General features: G+C 71.3%; 19 protein-coding genes and 1 pseudogene. 9 read left to right on the top strand and 11 right to left on the bottom strand.

The genetic code is table 11. The features are described from left to right. Positions 1–22: 22 nt before the first annotated feature. Entirely contained in the window at positions 23–1,480 is a 1,458-nt protein-coding gene (locus tag AB0D59_RS38085; protein WP_362575613.1) for a penicillin-binding transpeptidase domain-containing protein, read from the top strand. Between the two features lie 131 nt (positions 1,481–1,611). Further along, positions 1,612–2,550 carry a diiron oxygenase gene (locus tag AB0D59_RS38080; protein WP_362575426.1) on the top strand — a complete coding sequence of 313 codons (939 nt, stop codon included), beginning with the start codon at positions 1,612–1,614 and terminating at the stop codon, positions 2,548–2,550. A 4-nt stretch (positions 2,551–2,554) separates the two neighbouring features. Here AB0D59_RS38080 and AB0D59_RS38075 read toward each other — a convergent pair whose 3' ends face one another. From AB0D59_RS38075 to AB0D59_RS38040, 8 genes are all read right to left on the bottom strand, one after another. Beyond that, on the bottom strand, positions 2,555–3,694 hold the full coding sequence (locus AB0D59_RS38075; RefSeq protein WP_362575424.1) for an NlpC/P60 family protein: 1,140 nt from the start codon (positions 3,692–3,694) through the stop codon (positions 2,555–2,557). A gap of 103 nt (positions 3,695–3,797) precedes the next feature. Continuing rightward, positions 3,798–4,121, bottom strand: a complete 324-nt coding sequence (locus AB0D59_RS38070; protein ID WP_362575422.1) for a hypothetical protein — start codon at positions 4,119–4,121, stop codon at positions 3,798–3,800. 10 nt (positions 4,122–4,131) lie between these two features. Then, positions 4,132–4,785 (bottom strand): TetR/AcrR family transcriptional regulator, encoded by a 654-nt coding sequence (locus tag AB0D59_RS38065; RefSeq protein ID WP_362575420.1) that lies wholly within the window; start codon positions 4,783–4,785, stop codon positions 4,132–4,134. 255 nt (positions 4,786–5,040) lie between these two features. Further along, entirely contained in the window at positions 5,041–6,297 is a 1,257-nt protein-coding gene (locus AB0D59_RS38060) for a styrene monooxygenase/indole monooxygenase family protein (RefSeq protein WP_362575418.1), read from the bottom strand. Positions 6,298–6,357: 60 nt separating this feature from the next. Next, on the bottom strand, positions 6,358–6,993 hold the full coding sequence (locus AB0D59_RS38055; protein ID WP_362575416.1) for an ATP/GTP-binding protein: 636 nt from the start codon (positions 6,991–6,993) through the stop codon (positions 6,358–6,360). After that, complete coding sequence (locus AB0D59_RS38050; RefSeq protein WP_362575415.1) at positions 6,974–7,396, bottom strand: DUF742 domain-containing protein; 423 nt, start codon at positions 7,394–7,396, stop codon at positions 6,974–6,976. Before AB0D59_RS38050 ends, AB0D59_RS38055 begins: the two co-directional genes overlap by 20 nt. Next, positions 7,393–7,896, bottom strand: a complete 504-nt coding sequence (locus AB0D59_RS38045; protein WP_362575413.1) for a roadblock/LC7 domain-containing protein — start codon at positions 7,894–7,896, stop codon at positions 7,393–7,395. Before AB0D59_RS38045 ends, AB0D59_RS38050 begins: the two co-directional genes overlap by 4 nt. Further along, the gene (locus AB0D59_RS38040) at positions 7,893–10,910 is read right to left on the bottom strand and encodes a nitrate- and nitrite sensing domain-containing protein (RefSeq protein ID WP_362575411.1); all 3,018 of its coding nucleotides are present in this window, start codon (positions 10,908–10,910) and stop codon (positions 7,893–7,895) included. The genes AB0D59_RS38045 and AB0D59_RS38040 overlap by 4 nt, the downstream gene beginning before the upstream one ends. 408 nt (positions 10,911–11,318) lie before the next feature. Between AB0D59_RS38040 and AB0D59_RS38035 the strand changes: the two genes are divergently transcribed. After that, a complete protein-coding gene (locus AB0D59_RS38035) occupies positions 11,319–12,107 on the top strand; it encodes a protein phosphatase 2C domain-containing protein (RefSeq protein WP_362575409.1) in 789 nt (262 codons plus the stop codon). Positions 12,108–12,177: 70 nt separating this feature from the next. Here AB0D59_RS38035 and AB0D59_RS38030 read toward each other — a convergent pair whose 3' ends face one another. After that, positions 12,178–12,669: a MarR family transcriptional regulator gene (locus AB0D59_RS38030; protein ID WP_362575407.1), complete on the bottom strand. Its 492-nt coding sequence runs from the start codon at positions 12,667–12,669 to the stop codon at positions 12,178–12,180. Between the two features lie 274 nt (positions 12,670–12,943). On the opposite strand from AB0D59_RS38030, the gene AB0D59_RS38025 reads away from it, so the two are divergent. Then, the gene (locus AB0D59_RS38025) at positions 12,944–13,750 is read left to right on the top strand and encodes a lysozyme (protein ID WP_362575405.1); all 807 of its coding nucleotides are present in this window, start codon (positions 12,944–12,946) and stop codon (positions 13,748–13,750) included. A gap of 67 nt (positions 13,751–13,817) precedes the next feature. On the opposite strand, the gene lon is transcribed toward AB0D59_RS38025, so the two are convergent. Next, complete coding sequence (gene lon, locus AB0D59_RS38020; RefSeq protein ID WP_362575403.1) at positions 13,818–16,232, bottom strand: endopeptidase La; 2,415 nt, start codon at positions 16,230–16,232, stop codon at positions 13,818–13,820. Between the two features lie 194 nt (positions 16,233–16,426). Between lon and AB0D59_RS38015 the strand changes: the two are divergent. After that, positions 16,427–16,756 (top strand): annotated as a pseudogene (locus tag AB0D59_RS38015) (GNAT family N-acetyltransferase); the annotation flags it as partial. A 306-nt stretch (positions 16,757–17,062) separates the two neighbouring features. On the opposite strand, the gene AB0D59_RS38010 reads toward AB0D59_RS38015, so the two are convergent. Next, the gene (locus AB0D59_RS38010) at positions 17,063–17,794 is read right to left on the bottom strand and encodes a rhomboid-like protein (RefSeq protein WP_362575611.1); all 732 of its coding nucleotides are present in this window, start codon (positions 17,792–17,794) and stop codon (positions 17,063–17,065) included. Between the two features lie 344 nt (positions 17,795–18,138). Between AB0D59_RS38010 and AB0D59_RS38005 the strand changes: the two genes are divergently transcribed. The 4 genes from AB0D59_RS38005 to AB0D59_RS37990 all read left to right on the top strand — a co-directional run bounded on the left by AB0D59_RS38005 (position 18,139) and on the right by AB0D59_RS37990 (position 24,974). Continuing rightward, positions 18,139–18,828, top strand: a complete 690-nt coding sequence (locus AB0D59_RS38005; protein ID WP_362575610.1) for a spermidine synthase — start codon at positions 18,139–18,141, stop codon at positions 18,826–18,828. A 110-nt stretch (positions 18,829–18,938) separates the two neighbouring features. After that, complete coding sequence (locus tag AB0D59_RS38000) at positions 18,939–19,679, top strand: response regulator transcription factor (RefSeq protein ID WP_362575401.1); 741 nt, start codon at positions 18,939–18,941, stop codon at positions 19,677–19,679. Beyond that, a complete protein-coding gene (locus tag AB0D59_RS37995; RefSeq protein ID WP_351705093.1) occupies positions 19,676–20,767 on the top strand; it encodes a HAMP domain-containing sensor histidine kinase in 1,092 nt (363 codons plus the stop codon). The genes AB0D59_RS38000 and AB0D59_RS37995 overlap by 4 nt, the downstream gene beginning before the upstream one ends. A 340-nt stretch (positions 20,768–21,107) precedes the next feature. Next, positions 21,108–24,974 carry a multifunctional oxoglutarate decarboxylase/oxoglutarate dehydrogenase thiamine pyrophosphate-binding subunit/dihydrolipoyllysine-residue succinyltransferase subunit gene (locus AB0D59_RS37990; RefSeq protein WP_362575399.1) on the top strand — a complete coding sequence of 1,289 codons (3,867 nt, stop codon included), beginning with the start codon at positions 21,108–21,110 and terminating at the stop codon, positions 24,972–24,974. The last annotated feature ends 11 nt before the right edge of the window (positions 24,975–24,985 follow it).

The raw sequence follows: 24,985 nt of genomic DNA, 5'->3' as shown, positions 1-24,985 counted from the left end.
GTACGACCGCCAGAACACCGGCATGGCCAGGTACATCCGGCGAGCCCGCGCCTTCTGCGCCCTGCTGCTCTTCGCCCTGCTCGTCAACGCGGCCCGCGTCCAGGTGGTCCGGGCCCACGCCTACGACGACAACCCCGCCAACCGCCGGACCGCCATCGCCCGTTACGGCCTGCCGCGCGGCGACATCCTGGTCGGCGGCGAGCCGGTCACCGGCTCCCGGGACAGCAGGGAGCAGCTCCGCTACGAACGCACCTACCCGCAGGGGCCGTTGTACGCCCCGGTGACCGGCTTCGCCTCGCAGCTGTACGGCACCACGTTCCTGGAGCGCGCCGAGGACGGGCTGCTCTCCGGCACCGACCCGCTGCTGTCGCCGTTCCCGCTGTGGAACGACACCAGCCGCTCGCAGAACCCGGGCGGGAACGTCGTCACGACCCTGGACCGGTACGCGCAGGAGGCCGCCTACCGGGGCCTGGGCACCCGCAAGGGCGCGGTGGCCGCGATCGAACCGTCGACCGGCCGGATCCTCGCCCTGGTCTCCACCCCGTCGTACGACCCCTCCGAACTGTCCGGCAACGGCGAGGCGGTGACCTCGGCCTGGGCGCGCCTGAACGGCGACCCGGAGAAGCCGATGCTCAACCGTGCGGTACGGCAGACGTATCCGCCGGGGTCGACCTTCAAGGTCGTGACGGCGGCCGCCGCCCTTGACGCGGGCGTGGTCACCGACCTGGACACGCCGACCGACTCCCCCGACCCCTACCGGCTGCCGGGCACCACGACCCGGCTGACCAACGAGGGGGACGGCTGTACGGACGCCTCGCTGCGGGCGGCCTTCGAGTGGTCCTGCAACACGGTCTTCGCGAAGCTGGGCGTGGACGTGGGGGTCGCGGACATGACGGCGACGGCCCAGGCGTTCGGCTTCAACGACAGGCACCTGCGCATCCCCTTCGTCGCCTCGCCGAGCACCTTCGACACGAGCGTGGACAAGGCGCAGCTGGCGCTGTCGTCGATCGGGCAGTACAACACCCGCGCCACCCCGCTGCAGATGGCGATGGTCGCGGCGGCGGTGGCCAACGGCGGGATGGCACGGCCGCCGTATCTGGTGGAGCGGACCGTGCGGCGCACCGGCGAGACCGTCGGCACGGGCGGCGCCGGGCCGGTCCGGCAGGTGATGAGCCCCTCGACGGCCGTCCGGATGAAGGAGCTGATGACGGACGTGGTGCAGGAGGGCACCGGGTCCAACGCGGCGATCCGCGGGGCCACGGTCGGCGGCAAGACCGGCACCGCGCAGCACGGCCTGGGCAACTCCGGGGTGCCGTACGCCTGGTTCGTGTCCTGGGCGCAGGCGGACAGCGACCTGGAGCCGAAGGTGGCGGTGGCCGTGGTGGTGGAGGACGCGGCGGCCGACCGGGGCGACATCAGCGGGGGCGGGGACGCGGCGCCGATCGCCAGGGCGGTGATGCGGGCGGTACTGGGTCTCTGAAGCGGGCCGGGAGACGGGGCCGGGTAGACGCGGAGTCAACAAGTCGTGCGCGGGGGATTGACCGCCTTGCTGACAAGCGGTCTCATAAGAGCCGACGACCACATACCCCCGGGTAACGAGGTGAGGGAGCCATGACGACCCTGACGGAAGCGGACGCGGTCGACGGACTGCGCGACGCGCTGGGCCTGCTCAAGGACCGCGAGCAGGTGGCCGAACGGCTGCTCGTCTCCTCCGCGAAGCACTCCTTCGACCCGGACAAGGAGCTGGACTGGGACGCGCCCTTCGAGGACGGCAAGTGGTTCTGGCCGCCGGAGCTGGTGTCGCTCTACGACACCCCGATGTGGAAGCGCATGTCCGAGGAACAGCGGATCCTGCTCTCCCAGCACGAGGCCGCGGCCCTCGCCTCGCTCGGCATCTGGTTCGAGCTGATCCTGATGCAGCTGCTGGTGCGGCACATCTACGACAAGGCGGCGACGAGTGCGCACGTGCGCTACGCGCTGACCGAGATCGAGGACGAGTGCCGGCACTCGAAGATGTTCGCGCGCCTGATAGCCCGCGGTGACGCGCCCTGGTACCCGGTCAGCCGGGCCCACCAGAACCTGGGCCGTCTCTTCAAGACGATCTCGACCACGCCCGGCTCCTTCACGGCCACGCTGCTCGGCGAGGAGGTCCTGGACTGGATGCAGCGGCTGACCTTCCCCGACGAGCGGGTGCAGACACTGGTCCGGGGGGTCACGCGTATCCACGTGGTCGAGGAGGCCCGGCACGTCCGGTACGCCCGCGAGGAGCTGCGCCGCCAGATGATGACGGCACCTCGCTGGTCGCAGGAGTTCACCCGCGTCACCTCCGGGGAGTTCGCGCGGGTCTTCTCGGTGGCCTTCGTCAACCCCGAGGTCTACACCAACGTGGGCCTGGACCGGCGGGAGGCGGTGGCCCAGGTACGGGCGAGCGGGCACCGGCGGGAGGTCATGCAGACGGGCGCGAAGCGGCTGACCGACTTCCTGGACGACATCGGGGTGCTCCGGGGGGCGGGACGGCGGTTGTGGCGCAGTTCGGGGCTGCTGGCCTGAGGCCCTAGGTCAGTGTGGGTGCGGTCGGCGGCAGGGTCCCGAAGACCTCGTCCGGCCCGTCCGTCGCCGTCTTCGGCAGCGTGGGAGCCGTGTAGTGGGCCAGCGGCCGGGCCTTCGGGTCCGGGCGTACCGCGCCCAGGATGGGGTTGGCCGCGATCGGGGAGACCTTGATCTTCGCGCCGGGGCGGGGGGCCTGGACCACCCTGCCGTCGCCCAGGTAGAGGGCCACGTGGGTGGCTTCGGGGAAGTAGACGACCAGGTCGCCCGGGCGCAGCCGGTTCAGCGGGACGTGCGGCAGGTCGGCCCACTGCTGCTGGCTGGTGCGCGGGATGGGGTTGCCGGCGTGGTCCCAGGCCTGCGAGGTCAGGCCCGAGCAGTCGTACGACGTCGGGCCCTGCGCGCCCCACTGGTACGGCTTGCCCAGCTGCCGCACCGCGTAGCGCACCGCGCGGTCGCCCTCCTGGGACGGGGGCGGTGTGGTGGCGCTCAGGGCGCCGGACGCGGTGAGCTTCCGCTGCGCGTCCGCCGTGTTGTTCCGCTCCAGGTCGGCCAGGGCGGTCAGCTGGGCGGGGGTGAGGGAGGCCAGCACGCGCTCCACCTCGGACAGCCGGCCCTGGACCTCGTCGCGCTGCTTCCTCTGCCCCTCGGCGAGGGCGAGTCGGGTGTCCAGCGCCTTGCGGGCCTTGCGGGCCAGGTCGGTCTGCCGCTCCTCGTCGTCCACGAGACGCCCCACCGTGTGGGCCCGTTCGCGTGCCAACTGCCCGATGACGTGGCCCTCGTCGAGCGCGTGCTGGGGGTCGCGGGCGAGAAGCAGCCGTAGGTACGGGGAGAGCCCGGTGGCGCTCTGGTACTGCTGGCGGGCCAGTCGGCCCGCCTCGGCCCTGCTGGAGTGCAGGGAGAGCCGGGACTCGGCCAGCTCGTCGTCCAGCCGGTCCACCTCGGCGCGCTGCCGCCTCAGCCGTTCCTCGGTCGCGTTGTAGGTCTCGGTGGCCTGCTCGGTCTGCCGGTACAGCCCCTGAAGGTCCGTCAGCAGCTCGGCCACCGGACGCTCGGGGCCGGGCGCGGCGAGTGCGGGCTCGGGTACGAGGACGGCCTGGGCCGCCACCGCGGCCGTACAGGCCAGGCGCAGAAACCTTCCTGACACGTCATCACCTCCGATGCGGGACGGCCTCTCCGTTCCGCATCGTGATAATCAGACATGTAGACCTGGTCCGCGCAGCGATTGTGGGCCCATCGGCGCAGCCCTTTCACCCGTCCGTGTCGTCCGGCTTGCGGGACGACGTGGCATCCGGTGCGGGGGCCGGGTCCGGCTTCGAACACGGCCACTTCGGACCTCCGCCGCCGCCCTTGCCCGTGGGGTCGTACGCGTACTTCCAGCCCTGGGTCAGACCCAGACGCTTGCTGTGTCCGCGGGGGACGCGCCGGTAGACCAGGACGGTGGGCCTGCCACCGGCCGGGTCCGGGACCGGGATGCGGTACGTCTTCGGGGGGTGGCCGGTCATGCCCAGCAGCACGGGGAGCACACGCCCGTCCATGGGGCCGCCCTCGAAGGGGGTGTCCTGACTCTTCACGGCACCAGTCTCAGCCATCCGCCGCGAGGGCGTCGACGAGGGCGGCCGTCTGCGGGTCGCGGCGCGCGGTGACGCTCAGTACGGCGACGAACTGGTCCACCAGCCAGTCGCGCAGCTCGTCGGCGGGCGGCTGCTTGTCCTCGTCGAGCCAGATCAGGGAGGCCGCCTCGACGGCGGTGATCCACATACGGACGGTCATACGCAGCCGGGGCCCGGGGTCGGCGATGCCGAGGTGGCTGAGAATGTGCTGCGCCGCGGCCCGTCGTACGCCGTCCACGGTCGCCGTCGTCCGTGAGGTCTCCACCACGCTGCCGCCCTGGAGGAGGGCGCTGAAGCCGGCGTCGTGCTGGTCGACGAAGGTGAGGTAGCGGTCGAGGGCGCGGGAGAGGCGGGGCAGCAGGGGGCCTTCGCGGGGTTCGTCGAAGCAGTGCTCCAGCTCCTCGGCGGCCGACCGGAGCGCGGCCTCGTAGAGCTGCTGCTTGCCACCCGGGAAGTACCGGTACACCAGCGGGCGGGAGACCCCGGCCGCCTCCGCCACGTCATCGAGGGAGACGTCCTCGGGGACGCGGTGCGCGAAGAGGGAGAGGGCCGCTTCGAGGAGCTGGCTGCGCCGCTCCTCGACGGACAGCCTGCGGTAGGCGGGGGTGGCGGCCTGCGGGGTCATGAATGCAGCGTATGCGCTGCGCCGACGGCGCCGCGATGGCCGTCGTGCCGCGACGGGCCGCCGGTCGGGTGCGGCGCCGTCGTGGCTGGTCGCGCCCACGCGGCGGAGAGCCGCACATCGAATACAGCCCGGCGCCCCTGACGGGGCGCTACGGCAACGCGCCCCCGAAGGGGCGCTGGGGGTACCCCCGGCCGAAGGCTGGGGGAGGAACCGCGCGAGCAACCGCCACGCACCCGCGGCCGAAAACCGGCCGGATCAGGCGGCGCCTGCCACCGACGCCAGGTACGCCTCCGTCTTCTCCGGCTCGTAGAAGAAGTTCTCGAAGTCGGAGGGGTCGTTGAAGCCGTTGGCGAAGCGGTCGGCGGCCGGCTGGAGCTGGCCGGCCGCGCCGATCAGGTTGAGGATGTGCTCCGGCGGCGGGGCGAGCATCGCGTTCGTCCACTTGGTGACGTGCTGGGCGGTGTCCCAGTAGCGGTCGAAGGTCTGCTGCATCCAGGTCTCGTCGAACTCCTTCTCGCCGTGCTCGAGGATCGAGGCGAGATAGGCGGCGGCGCACTTGGCCGCCGAGTTGGAGCCCTGGCCGGTGATCGGGTCGTTCGCGACGACGACGTCCGCGACGCCCAGCACCAGGCCGCCGCCGGGGAGGCGGCCGACGGGGTTGCGGACGGTGGGTGCGTAGCGGCCGGCCAGTGTGCCGCCCGCGTCGGTCAGTTCGACCTTGGTGGCCCGCGCGTACTCCCAGGGCGTGTACCGCTCCATGAGTTCCAGGGTCAGGGAGAGGTGCTCCGCGGGGTCCTTGACGCCGTTGAAGACGTCCAGCGGGCCGCCGGGTATGCCCTCCCAGAAGAGGATGTCGGCCGGTCCGGAGGTGGTCAGGGTCGGCATGACGAAGAGTTCGCCGACACCGGGGACCAGGTTGCAGCGGACCGCGTAGAAGTCCGGGTGCTCGGGGCGGGGGCCGAGCCCGTGGACGTAGGCGACGGCCAGGGCGCGCTGCGGCTCGGTGTAGGGGGACCGCTCCGGGTCCCGGCCGAACATCTGGACCAGCTCGCCCTTGCCCGCCGAGACCAGCACCAGGTCGTAGGCGCGGGCGAAGTAGTCGAGGTCGCCGACCGCCGCGCCGTGGATGACCAGCTGGCCGCCGCGCTGGGCGAAGGTCTCCATCCAGCCGGCCATCTTCACCCGCTGGTCGACCGACTGCGCGTACCCGTCGAGCTTGCCCACCCAGTCGATCGCGCGGGCCGCGGGGCCCTCGGCCCAGGAGCCGGGGGCGGCGACCGAGACGCCGAGTCCTTCGATCTTCGGGGCCTGGGACTCCCAGAAGTTCAGCTGGAGATCGCGCTCGTGCTGCAGTGCCGTGTGGAACATGCACTGCGTCGACATGACCCGGCCGGAGCGGATCTCGTCCGCGGTCCGGTTCGACATCAGGGTGACCTCGTAGCCGTGCGACTGGAGGCCGAGGGCGAGCTGGAGGCCGGACTGGCCGGCCCCCACGACGAGTATCTTCCGCATGCGGGTGGTGGCTCCTAACGAAGATCTACTCGGTGGGCCACTCGGTGGGCCACTCGAGGGCTACTCGGGGGTTTCGTCCAGCGCGTGGGCGACCAGGGACAACAGCGTCTCGATCACCGGGACACGGCGGCGGGCGTCCATGATCATTACAGGTATGCGCGGGGGAATCGTCAATGCCTCCCGCACGTCCTCGGGCTCGAAGCGCTCGCTGCCGTCGAAGTGGTTGACCGCGACGACGTACGGCAGCCCGCAGCTCTCGAAGTAGTCCAGTGCCGGGAAGCAGTCCTTCAGGCGCCGGGTGTCCGCGAGCACGACGGCCCCGATCGCGCCCCGCACCAGGTCGTCCCACATGAACCAGAACCGTTGCTGGCCCGGCGTGCCGAACAGGTAGAGCACCAGGTCGTCGTCGAGGGTGATGCGGCCGAAGTCCATGGCCACGGTGGTGGTGAGCTTGCCGGGCGTGGCGGTGAGGTCGTCGGTCTCCTCGCTCGCCTCGGTCATCAGCGCCTCGGTCTGCAGGGGCGTGATCTCCGAGACGGCGGTGACCAGTGTGGTCTTGCCGACGCCGAAACCGCCCGCCACGACTATCTTCGTCGCGATGGGGGCCCGGGCGCGGTCCGTCTGCCAGGACCTCACGTGCTCCTCCCCGTCGAGGAGCGGGGCGACGCCGGAGGCGTCAGAGACGGCGTAGTCCACTGAGCACCCTTTCGAGCAGAGCGCGGTCCGGGCGGCCCACGCCGTGACCGGTCCCGGTTCCGTACACACGGATCTTTCCCTGGTCCGCGAGGTCACTGAGCAGGACCCGGACCACACCGAGCGGCATCTTCAGCAGCGCGGCGATCTCGGCCACCGTGCGCATACGGCGGCAGAGTTCGACGATGGCCCGCATCTCCGGCATCACCCGGGAGTTGAGGGAACCATTCGTCAGTTCCTTGCGCTCCTCGGGGGCCTCCAGCGCCGCCACGAACGTCTCCACGAGGAGGACGTGGCCGAAGCGGGTACGGCCGCCGGTGAGCGAGTAGGGGCGGACGCGGGCGGGCTTGCGGTCGCCGCCTCGCACCGGGAGGTTCTGCCTGCGGTTCTTCGGCGCGTTGCTCACTGGCCGCTCCTCGTCGCGTCTGCCTCGAGGGATTTCCTCAGCTCGGTGCGGAGCTCCGGGGTCAGGACGTGACCGGCGCGGCCGACGAACAGCGCCATGTGATAGGCCACGACGCTCATGTCGCACTCCGCGGAGCCGTGTACGCCGAGCAGCGAGCCGTCGCTGATCGACATCACGAAGAGGCTGCCCTCGTCCATCGCGACCATCGTGTGCTTGACCCCGCCGAAGTCCATCAGCCGGGCGGCGCCGATCGTCAGGCTGCCGATGCCGGAGACGATGGTGGCGAGGTCGGCGGCGGAGCCGCGCGGGCCGGTGCGCTTCTCGCTCCTGGCCTCACGGGCCTCTTCGTTGCGGCCGGGGTCCGAGGAGAGCAGGAGCAGCCCGTCGGAGGAGACCACGGCCACCGACTGGATACCGGCCACCTCCTCGACGAGGTTGCTCAGCAGCCAGTGCAGGTTACGAGCCTCACTGCTCAGTCCGAAGGTACTGGGCGCCGTCAACTGCTTGCCTCCTCGACTGTGCCCCCCGTGGCTTCTTCGGACACGACTGATCCGGGTACGGCTGGTGCGGTACTCGGCATCGGGTTCTGGCCGGTCTGCTCGGCGATCTCCGCCGCGACGTCCCGGCGGCCGGCGTCGGCGCCGCTGCGGAAGCCGCCGAGCCTGCGGCGCAGGGCGTCGGCGTCGACGCCGGTGCCGCGCTGGCGGGGGGCCGGGGCGGGGGCGGTGATCCTGGGGGTGCGCTTGGGGAGGCCCTTGCTGGTGACCGGGTCCTCGTCCACGGCGCCGTCGTCCCCGACGGCACCGCCCGGGCGGGCGTCGCCGAAGCCGTCGTTCCCATCCGCACCACCCGTGCGGCTTTCGTGGTCGACTGCGGGTGGCCCCAGTGGGGCCCGCTCACCGTCGGCGACCGCGGACCGCGGCCGCGTGTGCCCCTCGGCGTCAGCGGGGTGCGTCCGCTCCCCGGCGGCAGCGGCGGGGTAGGCCTGCTCCCCCGCGGCGGCAGCAGGGTGCGCCTGCTCCCCGGTGGCGGCAGCAGGGTGCGCCTGCTCCCCGGTGGCAGCGGTTCGCGTCGGGTCCGCTGCCGCCCCGGACTCCAGCCCTGCCGGGTCCGGGAGCAGGAGTTCCATCGTCGTCTCGGCGAAGGTCTCCGCCGGTGCCTTCGGGCGGGCCTCCGGTTCGGGAGCCGCTGCCTTCGGTGGGGCCGCCTGTCCGTGGACGGGCTGTTCGTGGGCGGGCTGTTCGTGGGCCGCCTGTTCGTGCGCGGGCTGTTCGTCGGCGTCCCGTACGGCCTTCTCCGCCAGCGTCACCAGGGGGTCGCCGGACTTCGTGCGGCCGTACAGGACGTTGGAGTTGACCTCCGCGTCCGCGCCGGGCAGGGAGAAGCCGTGGGCGGCGCCGGAACCCGTCGTGGCCGAGGGGACCGCCGCCGTGGGGGCCGCGGCCAGCAGGGACCGGGGCAGCACCACGACCGCCGCCACCCCGCCCTGCTTCTGCTCGCGCAGCTGCACGCGGACGCCATGCCGGTGGGCCAGGCGGGCCACCACGTAGAGGCCGAGGCCGAGACCGCCCTCGCCCTCCTGGTCGTACGGCGACTCGGGGTCGAAGGCGGCGAGGCGGCCGTTGAGGCGGACCAGGCGGTCGGCGGTCATGCCGATGCCCTCGTCCTGCACGGAGAGCATGACCTCGCCGCTCTCCAGCAGCCAGCCGGAGATCTCCACGGGCACGTCGGGCGGGGAGGACGCGGTGGCGTTCTCCATCAGCTCGGCGAGCAGGTGGCTGAGGTCGTCGGCGGCGAAGCCGGCCACGTGCGCGTGCGGGGGCAGGGCCGAGATCCGGACCCGCTCGTACCGCTCGATCTCGCTGACCGCCGCCCGGACGACGTCCACCAGCGGGATCGGGCCCGCATGCTGCTGGACGTGCTCGGTACCGGCGAGGACCAGGAGGTTCTCGCTGTGCCGGCGCATGACCGTGGCGAAGTGGTCGAGCTTGAAGAGGGTGGCCAGCCGGTCCGGGTCGTGCTCGCGCTCCTCCAGGCCCTCGATCACCGCCAGCTGCCGCTCCACCAGGCCGAGGGTGCGCAGCGCGAGGTTGACGAAGGTGCCGCCGATGCTGGTGCGCAGCCGCTCGAGCTGGTCGCCGGCGTCGGCCAGTTCGGCGCGCAGTTCCTCGCGGGCGTCGGCCATCTTCTGGCGCTGGCCGACCAGGTGCTTGCGGTCGGTCTCCAGGGTGGCGATGCGGTCGTAGAGCTCCGCGGCGCGCGCGTGCAGAGCGTTGACGGAGCGGACGACCTGGGCGAACTCGTCGTCGCGGCCCGTGAACGTGATCGGTTCCGCGGCGCGCGGGTCCTCGGCCTCGGCGAGCCGCGCCGAGCCCCGGCGGAGCACCGAGAGGGGGCGGGTGAGGGTGCGGGCCATGGCCGTGGCGACGCCCACCGCCACCAGCATCAGGGCGCCGAGCACCGCGACCCGGATCTCCAGCGCGGTGACGTCGTCGTCGCGGAACTTGGCGAGGTCCTTGGTGCGGTGGTCGTAGAGGGCGGACTCGGCGCCCCGCATCAGGTCGACCCGGGCGGACAGCGCGGTGTCCAGCTTCTTGGTGCCGGTGGCGAGGTCGTCGTCGGAGAGGGTCGGCTGGTCGGTGAGGGCGGCCAGGAACTTGTCGGCGTCGTTGACGTCGTTGCCGGTGACCGTGGAGTCGTACGACTCGACCGCCGTCGTGGGCGCGGTGTCGCGGAAGTCGGCGAGAGCCGCGTCGGCGCGCAGCCTGGCCTGCTGGGCGGCGGCGGTGAGCGCGTCGCGCTGCTTCCTGTCGGCGTCCGAGGTGGTCTTGCTCGTGGTGGACAGACCGGTGAGCGGGTCGATCGTGGTCTGGGTGGAGGTGGGGACGTTCAGGGCGGCGAGCAGGAGGCCCCGGGCCGCCGCGGACTGCTGGACGGCGGAGTCCAGCTGGGCGAGCGCGTAGGCGCCGGAGCCGGCCCTGGGGGGCGTCTGCTCGGCCAGTTCCACGGCGAGCCGGTGGAGTTCGGTGATGGTCCGGGAGTACGCCTCGTGCGCCTGCAGGGCCGTGCTCTGCCCGGTGAGCGCGGACCGGCGGACGGCCGCGATGCCGTCGAGGTCGGTGCGCAGCCAGCCCGGGATGTCGGTGTCCGCGCGCAGGTCCTCGACCTGGCGGTCGACCCGGGCGCCGCGGTCCTGGGAGGGCGCCTTGGACTTGGGGCGGCCCGCCGCGACGTAGGAGGTGACCTCGTCGCGCTCGTCGGCGAGCGAGTTGGCCAGCGCCAGCGCGTCCTGGGTGCGCCCGGCGAGGGTCACCAGGTCCTGGGAGTCGCTCAGCTGCCCGGAGGCGGTCAGCACAGCGGGCGCGCCGGCCCCCGCGATCGCCGCGGCGACCACCGCCACGGCCACGATCAGCCGTGTGCGGACATGCTTGCGGCGGCCGGTGCCGACGGGAGCGACGGCGCCCGTTTCGGAGGCCGTCTTCTTGCCTGTGCGCCGAGGCCGCGTCTTCTGCACCGGTGCTCGCATTCCTGAACTCGTGTACCCATGGGGCCGGGTGGCACCCCGTCATAATCCCCGGCATTTCGGTGCCAAGTGGTGCGTGTACCCGATACGTGCACCCGTTATGTAGGTCCCCGACCCTCCCAGCGCCGGTGGGCGGCGGTCTCGCATCGCCTGACCCGCCACCCGAAGGAGTGAACATCGGAGGGGAGTTGGCGGGCAAGTTCCGGCGGACCGCGCGGGGGCCTTTTCCGGCTGGCCGGTTGGACGCGGACGACAGGCTTTGACAGGATTCGCCACCACGCCTTCCCGGAGTGCGCCATTCCACCCCAAAACAGGCGGCTGACCTGCGAGACCGCGTGAATTCCCGGGTGGTTGCCAGCCTTTGGCGAAGGTCGTGAAGGGGTCGTGCAGACTGGCCGAATGCGTACTGAAGTCGTTTCGGAACCCGGTGCCCCCGACCGCCCCAACGAGGACTTCGCCGGTGTCGGACTTCCCGCCTCGGGGCAGGGGGGCTGTGTGATCGTCCTGGACGGGGTCACCCCGCCGAAGGACGGAACCGGGTGTCTGCATTCCGTCCCCTGGTTCACCGCGCGGCTCGGCGGCGCGTTGACCGAACTGACCGTTTCGGCACGAGATCTGACGCTGCGGGAGATCCTCGAACGGGCGATCCACCGCACAGCCGACGCACACGGTGACACCTGTGACCTTTCTCACCCGCGCACCCCCCAGGCGACGGTCGTTCTGGCCCGCTGGTCCGAGGACACCGTGGAGTACCTGGTCCTGTCCGACTCCGCGCTGCTCCTGCGCTCCCCCGACGGCACCGTCATCCCGGTCCTGGACGACCGGCTCGACCGCCTCCCCCGGTCCTCCCTGGCCACGGACGCGATCGCCGACGCCACGGTCCGCAACAAGGAGGGCGGCTTCTTCACGGCCGCCGCCGACCCCTCGGTCGCGGCCCGCGCGGTCACCGGGAGCGTGCCCCGGCACCGGGTCGGCGCCCTCGCGGCCCTCACCGACGGGGCGACCCGCTGGACCGAGAAGTTCCGCGAGGGCGACTGGGCGGCCCTCTTCGACGTCGTACGCAAAGAGGGCGCGCGGGCGCTGGTGGAACGGGTACGGGAGCTGGAGGCGGCCGACCGGGAGGGGCGGGTGTTCCTGCGGCGGAGCAAGACGCACGACGACGCGACGGTGGTGCACGTCGAACTCTGAAGCGCCCGTGCGTACCGAAGCCCCCGCGCGTTCCGATGCCCCCGGTGCGTCCTGAAGCCCCCGTCGGCGGCTACTTCTCCATGACGCCGTTCAGCTGGTGCAGCAGCCGGGCCAGTTCGGCGACCTCCTGGCGGGGCCAGTGGGCGAGCTGACTGACGTAGCGGCCGCGGCGGGCCTCGCGGACCGTGCCGACCCGGCGCCGGCCCTCGTCGGTGAGGGCGACCAGCCAGGCCCGTCCGTCGGCCGGGTCGGGCTGGCGGGCGATCAGCCCGAGCTCCTCCAGGGCCCGCAGCTGGCGGGACATGGTGGCCTTGCCGACGCCGATGTAGGCGGCCAGTTCGGTGGCGCGCTGACCGCCGCACTCGTCGAGCCGGACCAGCAGGCCGTACGCGGCGGACTCCAGGTCGGGGTGGACCTCGCGGGCCATCTCTCCCTGATTGGCCCGGGCGCGCCGCAGCAGCATCGTCAACTCGCGTTCCAGGGTGAGGAATTCCTGGTCTGCACCACTGGGCGTCAATCCGGTGGCGGCGGGCTGTTCGTCGCCCTTTTCGTCGTCGTGCACGTCAGCACCCCTGATCGGTTTCGCAGTCCTGAAAGTTTCCGTCAAACCCCGTCATCACCGCAGCTCGCCAAGTATTTCGCAGGCGTAGACCAACGGCAGCGTCCGGACCCCCTTCCCCGGCTTCTTCTACGTGCGTAGCGTCTCCACCAGGCAATCGATGGCATGCCCACGCCAGCGGTTGGCGTCGCACCGTGTGACCCCCGTCGTGTCGCGCCGCTCGCGCCGACCGTCTCTGGCATATCTGGGACCCCACCTCACCCCACGGAGGCACGTCATGCCCGTGCACAGACCCGCCCCCACTCTCGTCACCGGACTGCTCGCGCTGCTGCTCGCGACGGTCTCCCTGACCCCGGCCCACGCCGACACGGGCACCCCCGCCCGCGGTTCGGCGTACATGGGCATGGGCGTCCTGGCCCACGACGGCCAGAGCGGTACGCCCAAGAGCGGCGACGCCACCCAGACCGAGGGTGTCGACGTCGCCGGGTACCAGGGCAACGTCGCCTGGTCGACCCTGCTGAGCAGCGGGGTCAAATGGGCGTACACCAAGGCGACCGAAGGCACGTACTACACGAACCCCTACTTCACCCAGCAGTACAACGGCTCCTACGACGTGGGCATGATCCGCGGCGCCTACCACTTCGCGACCCCGGACACCACGAGCGGCGCCACCCAGGCCAACTACTTCGTCGACCACGGCGGCGGCTGGTCGCGGGACGGCAAGACCCTGCCCGGCGTCCTCGACATCGAGTGGAACCCGTACGGCGCCGCGTGCTACGGCAAGTCCGCGAGCGCGATGGTCAGCTGGATCGCCGACTTCCTGAACACCTACAAGGCACGGACCGGCCGGGACGCCGTGATCTACACGGCGACCAGCTGGTGGACCGACTGCACCGGCAACTACAGCGGCTTCGCCGCCACCAACCCGCTGTGGGTCGCCCGGTACGCCTCGGACGTGGGGACGCTGCCGGCCGGCTGGTCGTACTACACGGCGTGGCAGTACACGTCGTCCGGTCCGACCGTCGGAGACCACGACAAGTTCAACGGAGCCCTTGACCGGGTGATCGCACTCGCCAACGGCTGACACCGCACACGGCGAAGGCCCGGGCCTCCTCGCGGGGACCCGGGCCTTCCTCATCCGGCAGCGTCCGTCACGCCGCTACCGGAACCTCCGGCGCCGCGCCGTTCGTGGCGGGCGCGAGCGCCAGCTCCAGGACCTGGCGGACGTCGGTGACGGCGTGGACGTCGAGCTTGTCCAGCACCTCCGCCGGGACGTCGTCCAGGTCGGCCTCGTTGCGCTTGGGGATGATGACGGTGCTCACCCCGGCGCGCTGGGCGGCGAGCAGCTTCTGCTTCACGCCGCCGATGGGCAGCACCCGGCCGGTCAGCGAGACCTCGCCGGTCATCGCCACGTCCGTGCGGACCAGCCGGCCCGACAGGAGGGACGCGAGGGCCGTCGTCATGGTGACGCCGGCGCTCGGGCCGTCCTTCGGGACCGCGCCCGCCGGGAAGTGGATGTGCACGCCCCGCTCCTTCAGGTCGCCGACCGGGAGTTCCAGTTCGGCGCCGTGGGAACGGAGGAAGGACAGGGCGATCTGCGCGCTCTCCTTCATCACGTCACCCAGCTGACCGGTGAGGGTCAGCCCCGCCGCGCCCGTCTCCGGGTCGGCCAGTGACGCCTCCACGAAGAGGACGTCGCCGCCCGCTCCGGTGACCGCGAGCCCGGTCGCCACGCCCGGGACCGCCGTCCGGCGCTCGGCCGGGTCCTGGGCGGACTCGGGCACGTGGTGCGGCCGGCCGATCAGGGCGCGCAGGTCCTCGTCCCTGACGGTGAACGGCAGCTCCCGCTGTCCCAGTTCGTGCTGGGCCGCGACCTTGCGCAGCAGCCGGGCGATCGACCGCTCCAGGGTGCGGACGCCCGCCTCCCGGGTGTACTCGCCGGCGAGCTTGCGCAGCGCGCTCTCCTCCAGGACGACCTCGTCCTTGTCGATGCCCGCCCGCTCCAGCTGGCGCGGGAGCAGGTGGTCACGGGCGATGACGACCTTCTCGTCCTCGGTGTAGCCGTCCAGGCGGACCAGCTCCATACGGTCGAGCAGGGCCTCCGGGATGGCCTCCAGGACGTTGGCGGTGGCCAGGAAGACGACGTCGGACAGGTCGAGTTCGACTTCCAGGTAGTGGTCGCGGAAGGTGTGGTTCTGCGCCGGGTCGAGGACCTCGAGCAGGGCGGCCGCCGGGTCGCCCCGGAAGTCGGACCCCACCTTGTCGATCTCGTCGAGCAGGACGACCGGGTTCATCGAACCGGCCTCCTTGATGGCGCGGACGATCCGGCCGGGCAGCGCGCCCACGTACGTACGCCGGTGACCGCGGACCTCGGCCTCGTCACGGACACCGCCGAGGGCGACCCGGACGAACTTCCGCCCCATGGCATGGGCGACGGACTCACCGAGCGAGGTCTTGCCGACACCGGGCGGACCGACCAGCGCCAGCACGGCACCGCCGCGGCGCCCGCCGATGACCCCGAGCCCCCGGTCGCCACGGCGCTTGCGCACCGCCAGGTACTCGGTGATCCGCTCCTTCACGTCCTCCAGGCCGGCGTGCTCGGCGTCCAGGACCGCCTTGGCGCCCTGGATGTCGTACTCGTCCTCGGTCCGCTCGTTCCACGGCAGTTCCAGCACCGTGTCCAGCCAGGTGCGGATCCACGAGCCCTCGGGGGACTGGTCGCTGGACCGCTCCAGCTTGTCGACCTCCTTGAGGGCGGCCTCGCGGACCTTCTCGGGCAGGTCGGCGGCCTCCACGCGGGTGCGGTAGTCGTCGGACTCCTCACCGTCCTTCTCGCCGTTGAGCTCGCGCAGCTCCTTGCGGACGGCTTCGAGCTGGCGGCGGAGCAGGAACTCGCGCTGCTGCTTGTCGACACCCTCCTGGACGTCCTTGGCGATGGTCTCGGCCACGTCCTGCTCGGCGAGGTGGTCGCGCAGCTGCTGGGTGGCCAGCTTGAGGCGGGCCACCGGGTCGGCGGTCTCGAGCAGCTCGATCTTCTGGTCGGTGGTCAGGAACGGCGAGTAGCCGGAGTTGTCGGCGAGCGCGGAGACGTCGTCGATGGCCTGCACCCGGTCGACGACCTGCCAGGCGGCGCGCTTGCGCAGCCAGGCGGTGGCGAGGGCCTTGTACTCCTTGACCAGTTCGGTGACATGACCGGGCACCGGTTCCGGGACGTTCTCCTCGATGCGGGTGCCCTCCACCCACAGGGCGGCACCCGGGCCGGTGGTGCCGGCGCCGATGCGGACGCGGTAACGGCCGCGGATCAGCGCGCCGGGGTCACCGTCGGCCAGTCGGCCGACCTGCTCCACGGTGCCGAGCACGCCGGTGCTCGGGTAGGCGCCGTCGATACGCGGTACCAGCAGCACCCTGGGCTTGCCGGGCTCGGTACGGGCGGCGGCCTGGGCGGCCTCCACGGCGGCACGTACATCGGGGTCCTTGAGGTCCAGCGGGACCACCATCCCGGGCAGCACGACCTCGCCGTCGAGGGGCAGCACAGGGAGGGTGAGTGATGCGGACGTCGAAGCCATGATCTCCCCTTCGGCATTGAACTTGAGTTATGCCGACTCAATGCATGTGAGCCACCGAATGTTCCCGGGGGTGCGTTCGCTCTGAGCGATCGGTAGGTGACCTGGCCGTATCGGGCGCACGCCCGGGAGAACACCTGACGCCACGGCTGGAAAACAGTTGATCGGCGCGGGCTCATTCCCCGTAGGTTCGGCCGATGACCGACACCGACACCGACACGGCCCTGCTGGCCGCCTACGACGCCCAGATGCGCGCCGTCCAGCCCGCCCCCGCGCCCGGGATCACCTACGAACACGACGGCCCCGTCCTGCGGGTCGTGGGCCAGCACCGCGGCTTCGTGACCGGGCCGCGCGACTGGGGCGGTGTGCGCGGCCCCGGGCTGGACGCGCTGATCGCCCGGCAGCGGGACTTCTTCGCGGCGCGCGGCGAGGCGGTGGAGTGGAAGACGCGCGGGCACGACGACCCGGCGGACCTCCCCGACCGACTGCGCGCGGCGGGTTCCGTGGCCGAGCCGCGGGAGACGGTCTGACGACAACCACCCCGTACGTCTGGACTCCGGCCCTCTGACGCAGTACACGGAGTACTAACGCGCCGTCGCCACGGGAGTTGGCCGGTGTCGGCCGACTCCCGTCAGCCGGGCCGGCCGGGGCCCGGTGACCTCGCGAACGGTCTTCTAGGCCGGGCACAGCACGAGCCGGTCACCTCGCCACGGTCGGCTCCCGCCGCCCTGAGCGGGCGTGCCGCTGTCCTGAGCGGGCATGCCGCCGCCCTGAGCGGGCATGCCGCCGCCCTGAGCGGGCTCGGGGCCGCGCGCAGGGCCTGATCCCGCACGTCACGCGGCGGCGGCCCCGGCCGGAGTCTGGTGCCGCTCCTGGTACCAGCGTCGTACCACCGGCCAGAGTGCCGTCCCGATGCCCAGCGAGATCAGGTGGCCCCAGTTGGTCATCGGGTCCTCGAAGGCGGCGAGGTCCGTGAGGAGGCTGTAGCCGACCAGGGCGAGCAGGGGCCAGCGCAGCCAGGGGGTGAGCAGGCCGGAGAGGGCGCCGATGCTGGCGGCCACGCCGAAGCTGATGCCGTAGTCGAGGCGGTGCAGGGAGCTGTCGGGCAGGTGGCCGACCAGGACCGCGAGGCCGACCGGGACCTCGGTGGCGAGGGTGGCCAGCACATGGCCCGCCAGGAAGACGAGGAGCGCCCGGGCGCCCCCTATCCGCCGTTCCAGCGCGGTCAGGACCAGCACGAAGGCGAGGACGTACGGGGAGAGGAGACCGCCGGCGACCCACAGCGCGCTGGCCAGCAGGACGAACACCGGTGTGCGCAGGAGGTGGGCGACGTCGGTGCTGGAGTCCTGGTAGACGGCGCGCAGCAGGCCGGGGCTGGCGTAGCCGGCGAAGAGCGAGGTCAGGGCCAGGATCGCCGTGTAGGCGAAGGTGACCGGGGCGCCGCTGGGGGTGGGCAGCAGCCGCCAGGGACGCACCCGCAGGACAGGGCGGGGGACCTTCGGAACGCGCACCGTGCCCGAGCCACGCTGCCGAGGCACACCGTCCAGCAGAACGGCGACCTCCACGCCGGGCAGCGGCCCCGGCGAAGTCGCCGCAAAGGGCTCCGGCGTGGGCGTTGACGCGGCCCCAACGGTCCGTTCCACGGTGAGGCGCTCCTTCCGTTTCACCTCACCAGCCTTTGCCGTCCCCGGAGTCGCTGTCTATGACCGAAGCCACGCGGGGAGCGATTCACAGGATTTTCTGAAGAACTGTGAGAGGTCGGGAGGAACCATATGAGCCGCCTGGGGCCAGCGGCGGGCGCGGAGCGCCGTGCGGCCCCTCGAACGAGTGACACCCGTGCGACCGTCCGACGCCCGTAATTCGCGTGGCCGCAAAGCCCTGTTGGGGCAGGATGGACGCCATGGCGGACATGACCGGCGCGACTTCCCTGGACGAGAGCCCTCCCATGGTCCTGGACCGGCGCGAGGGGCCGTACGGCGAGGTGGTCCTGCGCCGGCACGGCGGGTTGCTGCAGATCATCGCCAACGGCTGCTTCCTGATGGACACCTCCGACGGCCGCTCGGAGCGGCTGCTCGTGGACGCCGCCCGGGACGCCCTGGACGGACGGGCGGGGCCGGTCGTGCTGATCGGCGGGCTCGGCGTCGGGTTCTCGCTCGCGCACGCCGCGCGGGATCCCCGCTGGGGACGGATCACGGTCGTGGAGCGGGAGCCGGCGGTCGTCGACTGGCACCGGGACGGCCCGCTGTCGTCCCTGTCCGCGCGCGCGTTCGCCGATCCGCGCACGATGATCGTCGAAAACGATCTAGTGACGTACGTCAATGAGACTTCCGACACATTCGACGCGCTGTGCCTGGACATCGACAACGGGCCCGGCTGGACCGTCGACGAGGACAACCAGAGCCTCTACTCACCGGCCGGACTCGCAAGCTGCGCAAGGGTGTTGAGGCCGGGCGGGGTACTCGCCGTGTGGTCCGCCCAGCCCTCTTCCGAATTCGAGGAATCCTTGTGGAATGCCGGGTTCAAACAGGTGCGTACCGAAGAGATCCCGGTTGCCCGGGGCGTTCCGGACGTCGTTCACCTTGCCGTCCGCCCTGGATAGCGAGTGCGCCGCCTGTCCCCGTAATGTGCATCCCTGACGCGGATCATTCAAGCGTCAATCGCAGTCATGGGATCACCCCACTGGTTCCGGAAAGCACACAGGGGCGGGCGATGGAGCAGACACACACCTCCCACAACGGCGCGGCGGCGGCCACTCCGGGCGCCCAGCGCCGGGTTCTGGTCGTCGAGGACGACCCCACGATCGTCGACGCCATCGCGGCCCGCCTGCGCGCCGAGGGATTTCTCGTGCAAACGGCGGGCGACGGACCGGCCGCCGTCGACACCGCCGAGGCCTGGCAGCCCGATCTGCTGATCCTCGACATCATGCTGCCCGGCTTCGACGGTCTGGAGGTCTGCCGTCGCGTGCAGGCCCAGCGGCCGGTGCCGGTGCTGATGCTCACCGCGCGCGACGACGAGACCGACATGCTGGTCGGCCTCGGGGTCGGCGCCGACGACTACATGACCAAGCCGTTCTCCATGCGGGAGCTGGCGGCCCGGGTGCACGTACTGCTGCGCCGGGTGGAGCGGGCGGCCGTCGCGGCCTCCACGCCCCGGTCCGGCATTCTGCGCCTCGGCGAGCTGGAGATCGACCACGCACAGCGCCGGGTGCGGGTGCGCAGCGAGGACGTGCACCTCACGCCGACCGAGTTCGACCTGCTGGTGTGCCTGGCCAACACCCCGCGTGCGGTGCTCTCGCGTGAGCAGCTGCTCGCCGAGGTGTGGGACTGGGCGGACGCCTCGGGCACCCGGACCGTCGACAGCCACATCAAGGCGCTGCGCCGGAAGATCGGCGCCGAGCGGATCCGCACCGTGCACGGTGTGGGCTACGCGCTGGAGACACCGACGCCATGAGCGCCGGGCCGGCCGGACCGAGAGGCCCCGGGGAGGAGCCCTGGGGCGCCGTACGCCCGTTCTCGATCAAGACCAAGCTCGGCGCGCTGGTCGTCGTCTCGGTCCTGATCACCACGGGTCTGTCGATGATCGCGGTGCACACCAAGACGGAGCTGCGCTTCATCACGGTCTTCTCGATGATCGCCACACTGTTGATAACGCAGTTCGTGGCCCATTCGCTCACCGCGCCGCTGGACGACATGAACGCGGTGGCCCGGTCCATCTCGCAGGGCGACTACACCCGCCGGGTGCGCGAGAACCGCCGGGACGAGCTGGGCGACCTGGCCGAGACGATCAACGTCATGGCCGACGAGCTGGAGGCCCAGGACCGCCAGCGCAAGGAGCTGGTGGCGAACGTCTCGCACGAGCTGCGTACGCCCATCGCGGGACTGCGCGCCGTCCTGGAGAACGTCGTCGACGGCATCGCCGAGCCGGACACCGAGACCATGCGCACGGCCCTGAAGCAGACCGAGCGCCTCGGACGGCTCGTGGAGACCCTGCTGGACCTCTCCCGCCTGGACAACGGCGTCGTACCGCTGCGGCAGCGCCGCTTCGAGGTGTGGCCGTACCTCTCGGGCGTGCTCAAGGAGGCCAACATGGTCGCCGGGGCGCGCGGTCTGGCCTCGAACTCCGGAAGTCACACCCGTACGGACGTCCATCTGCACCTGGACGTCTCGCCGCCGGAGCTGACCGCGCACGCCGACCCGGAGCGCATCCACCAGGTCGTGGCGAACCTCATCGACAACGCGGTCAAGCACAGCCCGCCGCACGGCCGGGTGACCCTGAAGGCGCGGCGCGGCCAGCAGCCGGAGTCGCTGGAGCTGGAGGTCCTGGACGAGGGCCCCGGCATTCCGCGCTCGGAGTGGCACCGCGTCTTCGAGCGCTTCAACCGGGGAGCCGTACGACGGCCGCACGGGCCCGGCAGCGACGGCGGTACGGGGCTGGGGCTGGCGATCGCCCGGTGGGCGGTCGATCTGCACGGCGGCCGGATCGGCGTGGCCGAATCCGACCGGGGCTGCAGGATCATCGTCACCCTCCCGGGGCTTTGATCCCTGCCAAGTTGACGTAAAGTTCGATCCGGAGCCTCAAGATCCACCTGCGGTCCCACGGTCGTCCGCGCAGCCGGACACGTGTGAGCAGGTGCGGCCTGTGCGTACGTCGCGACGGGGGCCGGAGCGAGGTGATCACCGGCGTGGCGGAGCCATGCCCGATTCGGTCCTCTCACAGCGGAACCACGCTTGTTTCCCGCCATTTCAAGCCCCGAAACACGGTTTCCGATGTGACTTACACGACGATGAACCGGCCCGACCTGACCTTCACGGTCTTGGGGGCGTAGCCTTAATTCCCGCTGTCCATCACCTTGTGAAGCGGAAGAGGGCGGTTGCCGCCGTGTCGCCACAGTCCCCCAGTAACTCGAGCTCCCCCACCCTTCGGGCGGGAGGTGCCCCCACGACCGACGCAGACCAAGCGGGCAAGAATCCCGCAGCCGCGTTCGGGCCGAACGAGTGGCTCGTCGACGAGATCTATCAGCAGTACCTCCAGGACCCGAATTCGGTAGACCGTGCCTGGTGGGACTTCTTCGCCGACTACAAGCCGGGAGCGCCCGCCGCCTCGGCTCCGGCGGGTACCGCGGCCGCGGGGGCCGCGGGCACCACGCCGCCCGCGCAACCGCAGGCGCAGCAGGCCGCGGCTCCGGCCGCGCCGGCTCCCACCACGCCCGCGCCCACCACGCCCGCGCCCGCCGCCCAGGCGCCCGCGGCGCCCGCCCCGGCTGCTCCGGCCGCCCCGGCCGCTCCCCAGGCCGCAGCGCCCGCTCCGGCGCCCGCGAAGCCCGCCGCCGCTCCGGCTCCGGCCGCCGCGAAGGCCGCGCCCGCCGCCGCGGCGCCCGAGGGTCCCGAGCTGGTCACCCTGCGTGGTCCCGCCGCGGCCGTCGCGAAGAACATGAACGCCTCGCTGGAGCTGCCGACGGCCACCTCGGTCCGCGCGGTCCCGGTGAAGCTGCTGTTCGACAACCGGATCGTCATCAACAACCACCTGAAGCGCGCCCGGGGCGGGAAGATCTCCTTCACGCACCTGATCGGCTTCGCGATGGTGCAGGCCATCAAGGCCATGCCGTCGATGAACTGGCACTACGCGGAGAAGGACGGGAAGCCCACCCTCGTCAAGCCCGCGCACGTCAACTTCGGCCTGGCCATCGACCTGGTGAAGCCCAACGGCGACCGCCAGCTCGTCGTGGCCGGCATCAAGAAGGCCGAGACGCTGAACTTCTTCGAGTTCTGGCAGGCCTACGAGGACATCGTCCGCCGCGCCCGCGACGGCAAGCTGACGATGGACGACTTCTCCGGTGTCACGGTCTCCCTGACCAACCCCGGCGGCCTCGGCACGGTCCACTCGGTGCCGCGTCTGATGCCCGGCCAGTCGGTCATCATGGGCGTCGGCTCCATGGACTACCCGGCGGAGTTCCAGGGCACCTCCCAGGACACCCTGAACAAGCTCGGCATCTCGAAGGTCATGACGCTCACGTCGACCTACGACCACCGGGTCATCCAGGGCGCCGCCTCCGGCGAGTTCCTGCGCGTCGTCGCCAACTACCTCCTCGGCGAGAACGGCTTCTACGACGACATCTTCGAGGCGCTGCGGATCCCCTACGAGCCGGTCCGCTGGCTCAAGGACATCGACGCCTCGCACGACGACGACGTCACCAAGGCCGCCCGGGTCTTCGAGCTGATCCACTCCTACCGGGTCCGCGGCCACGTCATGGCCGACACCGACCCGCTGGAGTACAAGCAGCGCAAGCACCCCGACCTGGACATCGTCGAGCACGGCCTCACCCTGTGGGACCTGGAGCGCGACTTCGCCGTCGGCGGCTTCGCCGGCAAGTCGATGATGAAGCTGCGCGACATCCTCGGCGTGCTGCGCGACTCGTACTGCCGCACCACCGGCATCGAGTTCATGCACATCCAGGACCCCAAGCAGCGCAAGTGGATCCAGGACCGCGTGGAGCGCCCGCACTCCAAGATGGAGCGCGAGGAGCAGCTGCGGATCCTGCGCCGCCTGAACGCGGCGGAGGCCTTCGAGACCTTCCTGCAGACGAAGTACGTCGGCCAGAAGCGCTTCTCCCTGGAGGGCGGCGAGTCCGTCATCCCGCTGCTCGACGCGGTGCTGGACTCGGCCGCCGAGTCCCGCCTGGACGAGATCATCATCGGCATGGCCCACCGCGGCCGGCTGAACGTGCTCGCCAACATCGTCGGCAAGTCGTATGCGCAGATCTTCCGCGAGTTCGAGGGCAACCTCGACCCGAAGTCGATGCACGGCTCCGGTGACGTGAAGTACCACCTGGGCGCAGGCGGCACCTTCACCGGCCTGGACGGCGAGCAGATCAAGGTCTCGCTGGCCGCCAACCCGTCCCACCTGGAGACGGTCGACCCGATCATCGAGGGCATCGCCCGCGCCAAGCAGGACGTCATCAACAAGGGCGGCACGGACTTCACGGTGCTGCCGGTGGCGATCCACGGCGACGCGGCCTTCGCGGGCCAGGGCGTGGTGGCCGAGACCCTGAACATGTCGCAGCTGCGGGGCTACCGCACCGGCGGCACGGTCCACGTCGTCATCAACAACCAGGTCGGCTTCACCGCGGCCCCCGAGTCCTCGCGCTCCTCCATGTACGCGACGGACGTGGCCCGGATGATCGAGGCCCCGATCTTCCACGTGAACGGCGACGACCCGGAGGCCGTGGTCCGCGTGGCCCGCCTGGCCTTCGAGTTCCGTCAGGCGTTCAACAAGGACGTGGTGATCGACCTCATCTGCTACCGCCGCCGCGGTCACAACGAGTCGGACAACCCGGCCTTCACCCAGCCGCTGATGTACGACCTGATCGACAAGAAGCGCTCGGTGCGCAAGCTCTACACCGAGTCCCTGATCGGTCGCGGCGACATCACCCTGGAAGAGGCCGAGCAGGCCCTGCAGGACTACCAGGGCCAGCTGGAGAAGGTCTTCACGGAGGTCCGCGAGGCCACCGCGCAGCCGGCCGTCGCGGACGCGCAGGCGCCGCAGGACGGCTTCCCGATCGCGGTCCCGACGGCGATCTCCACGGAGGTCCTCAAGCGGATCGCCGAGTCCCAGGTCAACATCCCGGACTACTTCACCGTCCACCCGCGTCTGCTGCCGCAGCTGCAGCGCCGGGCGGCGATGATCGAGGACGGCACGATCGACTGGGGCATGGGCGAGACCCTCGCTATCGGCTCGCTGCTGATGGAGGGCACCCCGGTCCGGCTGTCCGGCCAGGACTCCCAGCGCGGCACCTTCGGCCAGCGTCACGCGGTCCTGATCGACCGCGAGACGGGCGCCGACTACACCCCGCTGCTGTACCTGTCCGAGGACCAGGCCCGCTACAACGTCTACAACTCGCTGCTCTCCGAGTACGCGGTGATGGGCTTCGAGTACGGCTACTCGCTCACCCGTCCGGACGCGCTGGTGATGTGGGAGGCCCAGTTCGGCGACTTCGCCAACGGCGCCCAGTCGGTCATCGACGAGTACATCTCGGCAGCCGAGCAGAAGTGGGGCCAGACCTCCGGCGTCACGCTGCTGCTCCCGCACGGCTACGAGGGCCAGGGCCCGGACCACTCCTCGGCCCGTATCGAGCGTTACCTCCAGCTGTGCGCGCAGAACAACATGACGGTCGCGATGCCGACGCTCCCGTCGAACTACTTCCACCTCCTGCGGTGGCAGGTGCACAACCCGCACCACAAGCCGCTGGTCGTCTTCACCCCGAAGTCGATGCTGCGCCTGAAGGCGGCGGCCTCGAAGGCGGAGGAGTTCACGAGCGGGCAGTTCCGCCCGGTCATCGGCGACGCCTCGGTCGAGGCGAACGCGGTCCGCAAGGTCGTCTTCTGCACCGGCAAGGTCTACTACGACCTGGAGGCCGAGCGGCAGAAGCGCGGTGTCACGGACACGGCGATCATCCGTCTCGAGCGCCTGTACCCGCTGCCGGGTGCGGAGCTCCAGGCGGAGGTCAACAAGTACCCGAACGCCGAGAAGTACCTGTGGGCCCAGGAGGAGCCGGCGAACCAGGGTGCCTGGCCGTTCATCGCCCTCAACCTGATCGACCACCTGGACCTGGCGGTCGGCGCGGACGTCCCGGCCGGCGAACGCCTGCGCCGCATCTCCCGCCCGCACAGCTCCTCCCCGGCCGTCGGTTCCGCGAAGCGGCACCAGGCGGAGCAGGAGCAGCTGGTGCGTGAGGTGTTCGAGGCGTAAGCCTGCGGATC

Source organism: Streptomyces sp. NPDC048417, from assembly GCF_040651615.1.
In the GTDB taxonomy this organism is placed as follows: domain Bacteria; phylum Actinomycetota; class Actinomycetes; order Streptomycetales; family Streptomycetaceae; genus Streptomyces.
Note: the sequence above shows the minus strand (reverse complement) of the source record. Positions and strands in the feature narration are given on the sequence as shown.

Excerpts from the sequence above, each read along its gene's own strand:
- AB0D59_RS38060 (WP_362575418.1), bottom strand. The coding sequence starts at position 6,297 with ATGCGGAAGATACTCGTCGTGGGGGCCGGCCAGTCCGGCCTCCAGCTC.
- AB0D59_RS38025 (WP_362575405.1), top strand. The coding sequence starts at position 12,944 with ATGCCCGTGCACAGACCCGCCCCCACTCTCGTCACCGGACTGCTCGCG.
- AB0D59_RS38000 (WP_362575401.1), top strand. The coding sequence starts at position 18,939 with ATGGAGCAGACACACACCTCCCACAACGGCGCGGCGGCGGCCACTCCG.
- AB0D59_RS38085 (WP_362575613.1), top strand. The coding sequence starts at position 23 with ATGGCCAGGTACATCCGGCGAGCCCGCGCCTTCTGCGCCCTGCTGCTC.
- AB0D59_RS38065 (WP_362575420.1), bottom strand. The coding sequence starts at position 4,785 with ATGACCCCGCAGGCCGCCACCCCCGCCTACCGCAGGCTGTCCGTCGAG.
- AB0D59_RS37995 (WP_351705093.1), top strand. The coding sequence starts at position 19,676 with ATGAGCGCCGGGCCGGCCGGACCGAGAGGCCCCGGGGAGGAGCCCTGG.
- AB0D59_RS38035 (WP_362575409.1), top strand. The coding sequence starts at position 11,319 with ATGCGTACTGAAGTCGTTTCGGAACCCGGTGCCCCCGACCGCCCCAAC.
- AB0D59_RS38005 (WP_362575610.1), top strand. The coding sequence starts at position 18,139 with ATGACCGGCGCGACTTCCCTGGACGAGAGCCCTCCCATGGTCCTGGAC.
- lon (WP_362575403.1), bottom strand. The coding sequence starts at position 16,232 with ATGGCTTCGACGTCCGCATCACTCACCCTCCCTGTGCTGCCCCTCGAC.
- AB0D59_RS38080 (WP_362575426.1), top strand. The coding sequence starts at position 1,612 with ATGACGACCCTGACGGAAGCGGACGCGGTCGACGGACTGCGCGACGCG.